Source organism: Cryobacterium sp. PH31-AA6 (assembly GCF_030063195.1).
In the GTDB taxonomy this organism is placed as follows: Bacteria; Actinomycetota; Actinomycetes; order Actinomycetales; family Microbacteriaceae; genus Cryobacterium.
Genome location: NZ_JASISS010000025.1, coordinates 1 through 12555 on the forward strand (window position 1 = coordinate 1; position 12555 = coordinate 12555).

The window sequence follows — 12555 nt, forward strand, 5'->3', positions numbered from 1 at the left end:
TGCTGGGCATGACCGCAGCCGACAACCTCGCCCACCTCTGCACGGCCAGCCACGCCCTGAAAACCCAAACCCGCTGGACCGTCGCCCAACAACCCGGCGGCATCCTCACCTGGACCTCACCCACCGGGCGCGACTTCACCACCGAACCCGCCACCATCCTCCCCACCGGACCACCACCGACAGCGCCGCCGCCGGCGCCGGCGCCGGCGGCAGCCAACTACCACGACGCACCGTTCTGAGCGGGCTCAATCCGCCGGGCCCCAGGCCATATCGGTCGGCCCTGTCGAGGCTCGGATTCAGAGAGCGCGAAGCCGGGCCAGACAAGACCGGCAGCTCGGGGCTCAGAGTGCGGCGCGGCGACTCTCCAGACGCAATTCGAGCTCGTTCACGACCACGGATGCGAGGTCCCCGAGGGTCGCCATCTCGGCCGGCGTGACCGTGCGCGGGGCGTGATCGAGCACGCAGAGGGTGCCCAGGTTGAAGCCGTCGCGGGTCGTCAGCGGAACGCCGGCGTAGAACTGCAGCCCGAACTCGCCCGACACGAGCGGGTTGGCAAGAGCGCGCGGATCCGAGCGCGCATCCTCGACCACCCAGGGCACGTCACTCATGATCGCGGAGGCGCACAGTCCCGGATCGCGGGGGATCTGGTCGAGCTCAAGGCCATGGTGCGATTTGAACCAGATCCGGTCATGGTCGACGATGCTGACGATGGCGATCGGCACGTCGAAGATACGGGCGGCGAGCGCCGCGATCCGGTCGAACGCGCCGTCCGCTGGGGTGTCCAAAATGTCGAGGCGGTGCACCTCCTCCATCCGGGCCACCTCATCGGTCGAGAATGGGCGGAGTTCGTCGGCCCGGTGCCGACCCGTCTCGGCGATCACGGCCTGGCGAAGTGCAAGCACGACTTCGCTCACCGGCGGCCGAAGCTCTGGTTCGCGCATCAGCATTGACGCGAGCAGATCGCGCCAGGCAGGTGAAAGGTTCTCCGGGATGACCGGATCGCGCAGCAGCCGCGCCAGGGCGGCCGGCACCGGCTGTCCCGGGAACTCGATCTGGCGGGTGAAGCATTCCAGCAGCACGAGTCCCAGGGAGTAGACATCGCTCGGCGGTCCGATACTTTCGCCCTTCGCCTGTTCCGGGCTGAGGTAGGCAGCGGTCCCCGACGTCATGCCGTCATTGGTCAATCGCTCGCTGGACGGGTAGAGGGCAATGCCGAAGTCGGTCAGCTTGGCCCTGGCCCGCAAGCGGGTGCTGTACTCGGCCAGAAGAATATTCGCCGGCTTGACGTCGCGATGCACGACGCCGCGGCTGTGGATGTACTCGAGCCCCTCAGCCAGGTCGTAACCGATCTGGGCGACGTGGCGGGTGGAGATGTTCCCCTGGCTCAGACGCTCCCGCAGGTCGACCCCGTCTACGAGTTCCATCACGAGGTAGATTTGGCGCCGATCCGGGGTTGCGCGGTGAACACCGACGTCGAGGAGGGTTACCAGGCTGTGGTGATTGAGGCTCGCGAGCACATTCGTCTCCGCCTGCTGCCGCGCGATGTCATCCTGGTCGATTGCGCTCGTGCGGAAGACCTTGATCGCCACCTCACGACCCAGCCGCTCGTCGGCGGCCCGGTACACCGAGGCCATGCCTCCGCTGCCGATGAGCTCCATTAGTCGGTAGCGCTCACCGAGGAGACCGGTGGGTTTCGCGGTCATTCTGCCTCCTGTCGATTTTGAGTATATGGCAGGGCGAACCGGGCAAACAGGGCGATCCAGCCGTCCGGGGGCGCGCAATCCGCACGGCAGTGTGACACTGGGCTCATGACCAGTAGAAGAGCCCGGGGGCGGAACCGCAGGACCGGGTTGGCCTGCCTGGCCGCCGGGATCGTGCTCCTTACGGGATGCGCCGCCCCGCAACCGTCCTCACCCGGCTCCCCGATGCCGACTCCGACTCCGTCTCCCACTGCCACACCAACGGGCACGGCCACCGCCTCGCCCACCCCGTCCCCCACCGCCTCCGCGGGCATCGCCGCCTGCGGGCCCAACCAGATTGCGCTTTCCCTCCAGTCCCGTCCGCACGACAGCGGCGCCGGGAGCTTCTATTGGGACCTGCAGCTGACCAACAACAGCTCGGTCGAGTGCGCCGTCGAGGGGTACCCGGCCGTCTCCCTGGTCAGCAACAACTCCGGCGCCGTAATCGGCGCCGTCTCCGCCGATGACCCCGGCCGCTGGTTCCCCGTCGCCGTCGTGCCGCTGGCGCCGCGGGCATCCGCTTTCAGCCTGCTTCACCTCACTCAGGCAGGCGCCTACAGCTGCACGATCGTGCCGGTCACCGAACTCGCGGTCACGCTGCCGGACTGGATCGACCCGCGCCAGGTGGCCACCCCCAACCCGATCGACGGCTGCGACGACACCAGCACAGCCATCGTGAGGGCAGGCCCGCTGGCACCCGCCAGGGTCGCCTTCTAGTGGTCCAGGTTCGCTGACGCTCTTCTTCGCAATCCGCAATCTGGCGCGCCCGTGGGGTGTCGGTGGCGACGGCCCGCGCGTATCCTCGGCGGCACAAGCCCCACCACATCCAGCGAGGAGTAACCATGTCCGTTGCACGCGTAACAACCCTGAGCGTTCGGTCCGACACGTCATTCGAAGACGCCATCGCCGCCGGCATCGCCCGCGCCAACCAGACCCTGCGCGGCGTCTCAGGGGCCTGGGTCAAGGAGCAGAAGGTCGAGGTGTCGGGCGGTGCGATCACGTCGTGGGAGGTCGTGATCGAGGTCACCTTCGTGCTCGAGGACTGAGTCACCGCAGCGGCACGCTGCGGCCGCCGGGTACTCCGCCGGGTCAGACGACGTCGGCGAGGTACCCGGTGTCCGGAACCGGATGCCGCATCAGCGAGTCCCAGGCCAGGCCGAGAGCGTCGACGGCCCGGTCCATCTGCTCCGTGCTGTAGCAGAACGGGATGCGCAGGAACCGCTCGAACGCCCCGTCGAGCCCGAATCGCGGGCCGGCCGGCACGAGCAGGCCGTGGTTGCGCGCGGCGAGCGCGAGCTGCGAGCTCACCGGCAATCCGAGGTTGACCCAGGCGGTGATGCCGCCGTCGACATGAGGCACCTGCCAGTCGGGGAACCGAGCGGCGAGCAGCCGCTCCAGGTGGTCGCGGCCGGCCCGGAGTTCGGCGCGGCGGCCCTCGAGGATCGCGGGCATCCCGGCCAGGAGCCTCACCACGATCAGCTGCTCGAGGATCGGAGTGCCGAGGTCGTTCGCCGAGCGGGCGGCAACGAGTCGGCGAATCAGGGGTCGTTCGGCGCGAATCCAGCCCACCCTCAGACCGCCCCAGACGGTCTTCCCGACCGAGCCGATGGCGACGACGTCGCCCGGCCGTCCCGCCTCGGCGTAGGCAGGGAATGGGAGGAACTCGTCGCCCCGGTCGATATCGAGCTCGGCGATCGTCTCGTCGACGACCAGCACGGTGCCCTGGCGGGCGGCCGCGGCGAGCACGCGCTCCCGCTGGTCGACCGGCATGGTTCGACCGGTCGGGTTGTGAAAGTCCGGCATCAGGTAGCCGAGCACGGGGTTGCTGCGCCGGAGGGTCTGCAGGAGCGCGGTCTCGTCCCAGCCGGCGGTGGTGGCATCCTCGCCCGGCACTGCGGCCGACACGCTGACCGGCACAAGCCGGGCGCCGGCGGCGTTCAGCGCCTCGTAGGCGTGCGGGTAGGTCGGCGCCTCGATCAGAACCCGGTCGCCGCGGCCGACCAGCACCCGGGCGAGCAGCGCGATCGCGTGCTGGGCGCCGATCGTGACCATGATTTGTTCCGGGTCGGTGGGCAGCCCGCGCGCCCGGTACCGGTCGGCGATCGCGGCCCGCAGCTCGGGAATGCCCACCGGGTCGAAGCCCGAACCCATGAGGTGGCCGGGCAGGTCGCCCACTGCGGCTCGGGCAGCATCCGACAGCCCGGCGAGCGCCGGCATGGTGGCCTTGCTGAAATCGAGGATGCCGCCCGGCGCCGGTGCGGTGTGCCCCGCGGGGGCACCGGGGAGCCGGGCCATACTCCCCGAGCCGCGCACACTGACCAGGAAGCCCGTTTCGCGGAGCCGGCGGTAGGCCGCCGTGACGGTCGTGCGGCTCACCCCGAGCCGGTCGCTCAGCTCGCGTTCGGCCGGCAGGCGACTGTCGGTGGGGATGCGTCCGTCGAGGGTGAGCAGACGGATGCGATCGGACAGCGCCCGATAGGCGCTTCCGCCATTACGCCACTCACCCAGCCTCGACTCGAGGGCCCGCGCACTCATCTGGTTCTCAACCATGAGGCCACTATAGAGAGATTGGCTACTTGATAACAGGCCAATAGTGCAATTGGATTGACCACTATGACCCGCCGCCTCTCCCAACTCCTTATTGGCCTCTTTCTTTACGGTCTGGGGATCGCCCTGATCGTGCGCGGCGAGATCGGCGTGGCCCCGTGGGACGTGCTCACCCAGGGCATCTCGGGCCGCACCGGCCTCGGCTTCGGGCTGGTCACCATCCTGATCAGCGGCGTCGTGCTGCTGCTCTGGATTCCGCTGCGCCAGAAGCCGGGCGTGGGCACCGTGCTCAACGCCCTGCTCGTCGGGCCGGCGGCGGATGTCGGCCTCTGGCTGATCCCGACCGGCCTCGATCTCTGGGTGCGGATCGTGTTGTTCGCGGCCGGACTGTTGGTGCTGGCGATCGCCACCGGGCTCTATATCGGAGCGCACTTCGGCCCCGGCCCGCGCGACGGCCTGATGACCGGTCTGCACAAGCGCACCGGCTGGCGCATCTGGATCGTTCGGACGGGCATCGAGGTCACCGTGCTCAGCATCGGCTGGGTACTCGGCGGCAACGTGGGTATCGGCACGGTGCTGTTCGCTGTGCTCGTCGGCCCGCTCTGCCACTGGACGATTCCGTTCTTCGCGATCACCCTGCCAGCGCCCGGCGACGTCCGGCTCGAGGAGAACCTCGAGGGATCCGTGCTCCCCTCCGCACCTTCCATCGACAGTCCCGCGAACTAGTCCGGCCGCTTTCGGGTGGCACCGGCGCTGACTATTTTCTTTCAGATTGTTGAACAATCCGTCGAAGTAGTGCAGTCTTGTTCAAACTTCCCCGGACGGAGCACGAATGACCACCATCGATCTGAACAGCATCGATCTGAACAGTGATGTCGGGGAGTCCTTCGGCAACTGGTCCTTCGGCGACGACGCCGCCATCATCTCCTCGGTCTCGAGCGTGAACGTGGCCTGCGCATTCCACGCCGGAGACCCGAGCACCATTCGCGCGACCTGTACCGCCGCCGCCGAGGCCGGCGTGACGGTCGGCGCGCACCCGGGCTACCGTGACCTGGCCGGTTTCGGCCGGCGGTTCATCGACATGGACCCCGTGCACCTCACCGACGAGGTCATCTACCAGATCGGGGCGCTCCAGGCGCTGGCCACAGTCGCCGGCACCCGTGTCAGCTACGTCAAGCCGCACGGCGCCCTCTACAACACCATCGCGCACCACCGGGTGCAGGCGCAGGCCGTCATCGACGCGATCCGGGCCGTCGACCCGACCCTGCCCGTGATGGTGCTGCCCGACTCCGAGATCCAGCGGCTTGCCGACGCGGCGGGGCTCCGCACGGTCGTTGAGGCCTTCGCCGACCGCGCCTACAACCCGGACGGCACCCTGGTGTCACGGTCGCGACCGGGCGCCGTGCTGGTCGATCCGGTCGCCGTCACCGAGCAGGTGCTCCGCCTGGCCGGCGACCGCCAGGTGCGCACCGTCGACGGCACCCTGCTCTCCGTGGCGGCCGAGAGCATCTGCCTGCACGGCGACACCCCCGGCGCGGTCGCGCTGGCCGGTGCCGTGCGCGCCGCCCTTGAGGATGCCGGCATCCCGATCCGAAGCTTCGTCTAGCCCCGTGGCCGGCGCCTTCCGGAGCATCCGTCCCGTCGGGGACCGTGCCGTCCTGGTCGAACTGGACAACCTGGCCGACGTTCTGGCCCTGCAGTCTCACCTGCAGGAATATCCCCTCGAGGGGCAGGTCGACGTGCTGGCCGCCGCCGAGACCGTGCTCGTCACCGGCGTCTCCTCCGCCGCCGCGCGGGGCTTCGCCGAGGCACTCCGCGGCCTCCGCACGGCACCCGCGACGACCGTCGACACCGCGCTCGTGCTGATCGACACCGTGTACGACGGGGAGGACCTGGCCGCTGTGGCCGCGGAAACCGGCCTGACTGTCGACGGCGTCATCGCCGCCCACGCCGGACAGGTCTGGACCGCCGCCTTCGGTGGTTTCGCGCCCGGCTTCGTCTACCTGACCGGAGAGAACGCGAGCCTGACCGTGCCCCGGCGCAGCGTGCCGCGCAGCTCGGTGCCGGCCGGCTCCGTGGCCGTGGCCGGCACCTACTCCGCCGTCTATCCCCGTGCCTCGCCGGGCGGCTGGCAACTGCTCGGCCGCACGGATGCCCGGCTCTGGGACCTCGACCGCGCCCAGCCGGCCCTGATCCGGCCGGGCGGCCGGGTGCGGTTCCAGGCGGTGCGGGCGCAGGCATCCGTCGCCGGTGACGTCGCGACCTCGGTGCCGGATGTGATCGCGCCTTCGAGCGGCGTGAGCGTGCTCTCCGCCGGCACCCAGACCACCGTGCAGGACCTCGGCCGTCCCGGCTACGCCGACCAGGGCGTGACGGGCTCCGGCGCCCTCGACCGCGGTGCCCTGCGGCGTGCCAACCGGGTCGTGGGCAACCCGGCCACGGCGGCCGTGCTGGAGAACGCCCTCGGCGGGCTGTCGCTGACCGCGCTGACCGACCAGGTACTCACCGTGACCGGGGCCGTCGTTCTCCTGACCGTGACCGACTCCGCCCATGGTCCCCGCGCGCTCCCGATGGACTCCGCCGTCTCCCTTCTCGCCGGGGAGACCCTCACCCTGGGCGCGCCGCGCGCCGGCGTGCGCAGCTACCTCGCCTTCCGCGGCGGGATCGACGTTCCGCTCGTGCTGGGCAGCCGGTCCACCGACACCCTCAGTGGTATCGGGCCGGCCCCGCTGGCGCCCGGCACTGTGCTGCGGATGCTGCCGGCCGCCCCCGGCAGCGCCGTGCACCACCCCGAGACCCCGCCCGCACCTCCGGCCGAGGTCACCGAGCTGCGCTACGTGCCCGGACCGCGCGCGGACTGGTTCGACGCGGCATCCGTGGACCGGTTCGACCGGGCACTCTGGACCGTCACCATCCAGTCGAACCGGATCGGCCTGCGACTGGCCGGCGAACCGCTCACCCGGTCACGGGCGGGCGAGCTGGCCAGCGAGGGTACGGCCCGCGGCGCCATCCAGGTGCCTCCGTCGGGCCTGCCGGTCTTGTTCCTCGCCGACCACCCGGTGACCGGGGGCTACCCGGTGATCGGCGTCGTGCTCGCCGAAGACCTTGACCTGGCGGCGCAGCTGCCGACGGGCGCCGGCATCCGTTTCACGCCCGTGCCCGTGCCCGTGCCCGTGCCGGTGCCTGTTCCTGTGCCGGTGCCACCGCCCGCCGCCACCACCCCGAAAGAGAGCTGAGCCATGCAGAAAGTCCTGATCGCCAACCGCGGCGAGATCGCGGTGCGCATCATTCGCGCCTGCGACGACGCCGGGCTCGAATCCGTGGCCGTCTACGCGGACGTCGACGCCGACGCCTTACACGTCTCGGCCGCCACGGAGGCCTGGGCGCTCGGCGGCGACACTCCTGCCGACAGCTACCTCAACGTGGACAAGCTGCTCGGCATTGCCCGGGATTCCGGGGCCGACGCCGTGCACCCGGGTTACGGCTTCCTGTCCGAGAACGCGGACTTCGCCCAGGCCGTGATCGACGCCGGGCTGATCTGGATCGGACCGACGCCCGCCGCGATCCGGGTGCTGGGCAACAAGGTCTCCGCCCGCGAGATCGCCATCCGCGTCGGAGCCCCTCTGGTGGCCGGCTCAGAGGGCACCGTCGAGACCGCCGCCGAAGTGCGCGCATTCGCAATGGAACACGGACTCCCGGTGGCCATCAAGGCGGCCTTCGGCGGCGGCGGGCGCGGGCTCAAGGTCGTCTGGGACATGGATGCGATCGAGGAGTCCTACGACTCGGCCGTGCGCGAGTCCACGGCTGCGTTCGGCCGCGGCGAGTGCTTCGTCGAGCGCTTCCTGCACAAGCCCCGGCACGTCGAGGCGCAGATCCTCGCCGACGCCCACGGCAACGTGATCGTGGTCGGAACCCGAGACTGCTCGCTGCAGCGCCGCAACCAGAAGCTCGTCGAGGAGGCGCCCGCGCCGTTCCTCACCGCGGCCCAGAAGAAGCAGATCTACACCTCGGCCAAGGCGATCTGTCGAGAAGCCGGCTACACCGGCGCCGGCACCGTGGAGTATCTGCTCGCGCAGGACGGCACGATCTCGTTCCTCGAGGTCAACACCCGGCTGCAGGTCGAGCATCCGATCACCGAGGAGACGAGCGGCATCGACCTGGTGCTCGCCCAGCTCCAGCTCGCGGCCGGTGGACCGCTTCCCGTATTCACGGATCCCGAGCCGCGCGGGCACTCCTTCGAGTTCCGGATCAACGCGGAGGACGTGGGCCGCGGGTTCCTGCCCTGCCCCGGCACCGTGGCGACCTTCACCGTGCCGACGGGCCCCGGCATCCGGGTCGATTCGGGTGTGAAGGCGGGCGGCATGATTCCCGCCCAGTTCGATTCCCTGCTGGCCAAGCTGATCGTCACCGGCGCCGACCGGCAGCAGGCCCTGCGCCGCGCCCGCCGCGCTCTGGCCGACTTCGAGATCACCGGCCTGCCCACGGTGCTGCCGTTCCACCGTGCCGTGGTCGACTCGCCCGCGTTCACGGCCACCGACCGGCTCGGGGTTCACACCGGCTGGATCCAGGCGGACTTCGCCGAGGAGCTGTCCAGTGATCCCCAGTTCAATCCCGTGGCGCCGGAAGCCCCGCGCCAGACCATCAGCATCGAGGTCGACGGGCGCCGGATGGCGCTCGGCCTGCCCGCCGGACTGCTCGAGGGCCTGCTGCGCGGCGTGACTGCGGGCCCGGGCTTGTCCACCGCGACAGCACCGGCGGCCGCATCGGCCGACGTCGACCCGGCAGCGCTCCGGGCCGGCATGAGCGGCTCGGTCGTCAAGTGGATGGTGGAGCCGGGTGCGATCGTCGCCGAGGGCGACCCGGTACTCGTGCTTGAGGCCATGAAGATGGAGTCCATCGTCGTGGCGCACCGCGACGGAACCCTGGGCGAACAACTCGTGCAGCCGGGAGACACCGTGGCAATGGATGCCGCCGTCACCTCGATCGGGGACTGACTTGGGCTCTGACCGGGCAGTAACCTAGGTTCATGACCCTCGCCGAGACCCTCGCCGACCTGCGTCACCAGACCGTGGCCGGGCGCCACGCCGAGACCGGTCTCTGGGTGTCCGGCGTGCTGCGCGAGCGGATCGCCGCGGGGCAGCTCCCGCCCGGCACCAAGCTCAGCGAGGAGCCGCTGTGCGAGGCGCTCGGGGTGTCCCGCAACACCCTGCGGGAGGCCTTCTCGACGCTCAGCGCCGAGCGGATCGTCACCCGCATCCCCAATCGGGGAGTCTTCGTCGCCCGCCCGACGGCCGACGACATCCGCGAAATCTACCGGGTGCGGCGCTACCTGGAGCCGGCCGCGCTGGCCTACACGCTGACCGACGAGGTGGCCGGGCCGATCCTGGACCGGCTGCGCCAGGCTGTCGAGCAGGCCCGCGCCGCGCGCGCCGCCGGGTCGATCCCGGGCATGGCCGGTGCCAACCAGGAATTCCACGCCGGGATCGTGGCGCTGACCGGCAGCGAGCGCCTCAACCGGCTGATGGCTCAGGTTCTCGCGGAGATGCGCCTGGTCTTCCGCTCGATGGACGAGGACGAACACTTCCACGCGCCCTATGTCGACGACAACGCCCGGGTCGTGGAGCTGCTGGGCGCCGGTCGGCAGAGCGATGCCGCCGCCCTCCTGACCGCCTACCTGCGGCGGGCCGAGGCGCAGCTGCTGTCCGCGCTGGCGGAGCCCGGCCGCTAGACACTCCAGGTCGCTAGGTGTACCCGGCCGGGGGTTCTCCGGAGGCGCCGGGACTACGGCACGAGGTAATCGGAGTCGCGCGCGTCGGTGATCAGCATGTGGCCGGGCGCGTGCCCGATCGCCAGCCGCGGCCTGGACTCCATGACCGCCGCCTGCGGCGTCACACCGCAGGCCCAGAACACCGGGATGTCGCCCTCCCGCATCGTGACGGCGTCACCGAAGTCGGGCGCCGACAGGTCAGTGATGCCGAGCAGGGACGGGTCCCCCACGTGCACCGGCGCGCCATGCACCGCCGGGTACCGGGAGGTGATGCGCACCGCGTCGGCCACCTGCCCCGGCGCGACCGGGCGCATCGACACGACCAGAGGCCCGGACAGGGCCCCGGCGCCGGCGCAGCGCACCGAGGTGCGGTACATCGGCACGTTCACTCCCTGGTCGATGTGCGCGATCGGCACGCCGCCGGCCTGGAGCGCCGACTCGAAGGTGAAGCTGCAGCCCACGATGAACGTGACCAGGTCGTCCTGCCACCAGGCCGAGATGTCGGTCGGCTCGGCCACCAGGACGCCGTTCTCGTAGACGGTGTACCGGGACACATCGGTGCGGATGTCGCCGCCCGCCAGCAGCGGGCCGCCGGTCTGCCCGGCGTCCAGCACGCCCAGGATCGGGCAGGCCTTCGGGTTGCGCTGCGCGAACAGCAGAACGTCGAAGGCCTGCTCGAGGGGAACGATGATCAGGTTGGCCTGGGTGAATCCGTTGGCCCAGCCAGCCGTGGGCGAGACCCGGCCGCCCCGGAACAGGGCGCGGGCCTCCGCCGGGGAGAGCGTGGCCGGGTCACCCTGGACCGCGGAGGTGTTCATCGTGAACGACGGCATCCCTTGTCTCCTAAACCCAGAGCTGAGCGAGGCCGTTCAGCGACTTGTAGCCGAGGAACAGCGTCAGCAGCCACGCGGCGACGCCGATGAACAGCAGCGCCCGGGGATAGACGTAGCCGCCGAGCAGGTCGCGGCGGCGCCAGGCGACCCAGAGGATCACGGCGAAGCCGACCGGGAGGATCAGCCCGTTGATCGCGCCGGCCATGATCAGCAGCGTGGCCGGGGCCTGACCCAGCATCGTGAACACCGCCGTTGACACGGCGATGAAGCCGACCGTGGCGATGCTCCGGGTGCGCGGCTTGGTCTGTGCCGTGGTGACGAAGGAAATCGAGGTGTATGCGGCTCCGATGACGGAGGTGATGGATGCCGCCCAGAGCACGATGCCGAACAGCGTGAGTCCGATCTCACCCGCGGCCGCCTGGAACGCCTCGGCCGGCATGTTGTCGCTCGTGAGGGCGACGCCGCCGGCGACGACGCCGAGGATGGCCAGGAAGAGCAGGACGCGGATCACGCCGGTGATGATGATGCCCAGCACGGAGCTGCGGGTGATTGCCTGCACGTTGGCCCTGCCGGTGATGCCGGCGTCGATCATCCGGTGCGCACCGGCGTAGGTGATGTAGCCGCCGATGGTACCGCCGATCAGGGTGGTGATGATCAGGAAGTCGATCTGGTCCGGGATCACGGCGTTCTTCAGGGCCAGGCCCAGCGGCGGCTGGGACACGAAGGCCACGTAGGCGATCAGGGCGATCATGACGGCGCCGAGCAGCACCACGATCTTGTCCAGGGCCAGCCCGGCCCGCTTGCTCAGGAAGATGGCGATGGCGACGACGGCGGAGAGGACCCCGCCGATCTTGGGGTCAACGCCGAAAAGCACATTGGTCCCCAGGCCCGTCCCGGCGATGTTGCCGACGTTGAAGACGAGTCCGCCGAGGAAGATCAGCGCGGCGAGGAACCAGCCGGCGCCGGGCAGAACCGTGTTGGCCAGTTCCTGCGCCCGCTTGCCGCTGACACCGATCACCCGCCACACGTTCAGCTGCACCGCGATATCCACCAGGATCGAGACCAGGATGGCGAAGGCGAAGGCAGCGCCGAGTTGCACCGTGAACGTGGTGGTCTGCACGATGAAGCCGGGTCCGACGGCGCTCGTCGCCATCAGGAACATCGCGCCGAGGAGCGCGTTCCGCCTGGCCTTGCGCGGGCCGCGCGGCTTCTTCTTCTTGCCGGCGATCTTCGCTCGGAACACGGCGGGGACAACGTTGGAAACCATGGGGCGCTCACTTCGAGAAGGGGAAAGTGCGTCAGCGCCGGCGGTCACTGATTGATTTCGTGACAGCCTACATATTGTTCAACAATCAACATAAGCGTTTGGCCCAAATCTGCTCCTCAGGGTCGCGAGGGCGGGGCCCCGGCCGGGCCGGGCCGGGTTCGTCACAGAAGTCGACGATCGTGCCGGTCGGAATGTCGGTCAGTGTGCCCAGGCTCAGCGTGGCGTATCGTGTGCTCCATGATGAAGCTGATCGTCTTTCTGCTCGTTCTCTGGCTGGTCTTCGCGGTGCTGGGATTCGTGATCAAGGGGCTGTTCTGGCTCGCCGTCATCGGCATCATCCTGTTCCTGGCGACCGCCGTGTTCGGCTGGCTGAAGAGCAAGACAACGAATTAGGGCGCGGCA

Annotated in this window: 12 protein-coding genes and 1 pseudogene; 9 read left to right on the top strand and 4 right to left on the bottom strand. The window is 69.9% G+C overall.

The features are described from left to right. A pseudogene (locus tag QMG61_RS14225) lies at window positions 1-239 on the top strand (hypothetical protein); the annotation flags it as partial. Window positions 240-341: 102 nt separating this feature from the next. Here the strand turns inward: QMG61_RS14225 and QMG61_RS14230 are convergent. Beyond that, window positions 342-1703, bottom strand: coding sequence for a protein kinase domain-containing protein (locus tag QMG61_RS14230; protein ID WP_283494992.1), 1362 nt, complete (start codon window positions 1701-1703; stop codon window positions 342-344). Window positions 1704-1808: 105 nt separating this feature from the next. On the opposite strand from QMG61_RS14230, the gene QMG61_RS14235 reads away from it, so the two are divergent. Then, window positions 1809-2456 carry a DUF4232 domain-containing protein gene (locus QMG61_RS14235; protein WP_283494993.1) on the top strand — a complete coding sequence of 216 codons (648 nt, stop codon included), beginning with the start codon at window positions 1809-1811 and terminating at the stop codon, window positions 2454-2456. A gap of 125 nt (window positions 2457-2581) precedes the next feature. Then, window positions 2582-2785, top strand: coding sequence for a dodecin family protein (locus QMG61_RS14240; protein WP_283494994.1), 204 nt, complete (start codon window positions 2582-2584; stop codon window positions 2783-2785). Window positions 2786-2828: 43 nt separating this feature from the next. Here the strand turns inward: QMG61_RS14240 and yczR are convergent, their stop codons facing one another. Beyond that, window positions 2829-4289, bottom strand: a complete 1461-nt coding sequence (yczR, locus tag QMG61_RS14245) for a MocR-like transcription factor YczR (RefSeq protein WP_283494995.1) — start codon at window positions 4287-4289, stop codon at window positions 2829-2831. 63 nt (window positions 4290-4352) lie between these two features. Between yczR and yczE the strand changes: the two genes are divergently transcribed. From yczE to QMG61_RS14270, 5 genes are all read left to right on the top strand, one after another. Next, window positions 4353-5012, top strand: coding sequence for a membrane protein YczE (gene yczE / locus QMG61_RS14250; protein WP_283494996.1), 660 nt, complete (start codon window positions 4353-4355; stop codon window positions 5010-5012). Window positions 5013-5133: 121 nt separating this feature from the next. Further along, window positions 5134-5892 carry a LamB/YcsF family protein gene (locus QMG61_RS14255; protein WP_283495034.1) on the top strand — a complete coding sequence of 253 codons (759 nt, stop codon included), beginning with the start codon at window positions 5134-5136 and terminating at the stop codon, window positions 5890-5892. Further along, complete coding sequence (locus QMG61_RS14260) at window positions 5861-7522, top strand: 5-oxoprolinase subunit B/C family protein (protein WP_283494997.1); 1662 nt, start codon at window positions 5861-5863, stop codon at window positions 7520-7522. The genes QMG61_RS14255 and QMG61_RS14260 overlap by 32 nt, the downstream gene beginning before the upstream one ends. Before the next feature lie 3 nt (window positions 7523-7525). After that, window positions 7526-9280, top strand: a complete 1755-nt coding sequence (locus QMG61_RS14265; protein WP_283494998.1) for an acetyl/propionyl/methylcrotonyl-CoA carboxylase subunit alpha — start codon at window positions 7526-7528, stop codon at window positions 9278-9280. A gap of 32 nt (window positions 9281-9312) precedes the next feature. Next, window positions 9313-10014, top strand: coding sequence for a GntR family transcriptional regulator (locus QMG61_RS14270; RefSeq protein ID WP_283494999.1), 702 nt, complete (start codon window positions 9313-9315; stop codon window positions 10012-10014). Window positions 10015-10067: 53 nt separating this feature from the next. Here the strand turns inward: QMG61_RS14270 and QMG61_RS14275 are convergent, their stop codons facing one another. Both QMG61_RS14275 and QMG61_RS14280 read right to left on the bottom strand, forming a co-directional pair. Then, complete coding sequence (locus QMG61_RS14275) at window positions 10068-10886, bottom strand: putative hydro-lyase (RefSeq protein ID WP_283495000.1); 819 nt, start codon at window positions 10884-10886, stop codon at window positions 10068-10070. A gap of 10 nt (window positions 10887-10896) precedes the next feature. Beyond that, the gene (locus QMG61_RS14280) at window positions 10897-12048 is read right to left on the bottom strand and encodes an NRAMP family divalent metal transporter (protein ID WP_502847048.1); all 1152 of its coding nucleotides are present in this window, start codon (window positions 12046-12048) and stop codon (window positions 10897-10899) included. Between the two features lie 342 nt (window positions 12049-12390). Between QMG61_RS14280 and QMG61_RS14285 the strand changes: the two genes are divergently transcribed. Continuing rightward, window positions 12391-12546, top strand: a complete 156-nt coding sequence (locus QMG61_RS14285) for a hypothetical protein (RefSeq protein WP_283495038.1) — start codon at window positions 12391-12393, stop codon at window positions 12544-12546. The last annotated feature ends 9 nt before the right edge of the window (window positions 12547-12555 follow it).

Excerpts from the sequence above, each read along its gene's own strand:
- QMG61_RS14230 (WP_283494992.1), bottom strand. The coding sequence starts at position 1,703 with ATGACCGCGAAACCCACCGGTCTCCTCGGTGAGCGCTACCGACTAATG.
- QMG61_RS14235 (WP_283494993.1), top strand. The coding sequence starts at position 1,809 with ATGACCAGTAGAAGAGCCCGGGGGCGGAACCGCAGGACCGGGTTGGCC.
- QMG61_RS14240 (WP_283494994.1), top strand. The coding sequence starts at position 2,582 with ATGTCCGTTGCACGCGTAACAACCCTGAGCGTTCGGTCCGACACGTCA.
- yczR (WP_283494995.1), bottom strand. The coding sequence starts at position 4,289 with ATGGTTGAGAACCAGATGAGTGCGCGGGCCCTCGAGTCGAGGCTGGGT.
- yczE (WP_283494996.1), top strand. The coding sequence starts at position 4,353 with ATGACCCGCCGCCTCTCCCAACTCCTTATTGGCCTCTTTCTTTACGGT.
- QMG61_RS14260 (WP_283494997.1), top strand. The coding sequence starts at position 5,861 with ATGCCGGCATCCCGATCCGAAGCTTCGTCTAGCCCCGTGGCCGGCGCC.
- QMG61_RS14265 (WP_283494998.1), top strand. The coding sequence starts at position 7,526 with ATGCAGAAAGTCCTGATCGCCAACCGCGGCGAGATCGCGGTGCGCATC.
- QMG61_RS14270 (WP_283494999.1), top strand. The coding sequence starts at position 9,313 with ATGACCCTCGCCGAGACCCTCGCCGACCTGCGTCACCAGACCGTGGCC.
- QMG61_RS14275 (WP_283495000.1), bottom strand. The coding sequence starts at position 10,886 with ATGCCGTCGTTCACGATGAACACCTCCGCGGTCCAGGGTGACCCGGCC.
- QMG61_RS14280 (WP_502847048.1), bottom strand. The coding sequence starts at position 12,048 with ATGTTCCTGATGGCGACGAGCGCCGTCGGACCCGGCTTCATCGTGCAG.
- QMG61_RS14285 (WP_283495038.1), top strand. The coding sequence starts at position 12,391 with ATGATGAAGCTGATCGTCTTTCTGCTCGTTCTCTGGCTGGTCTTCGCG.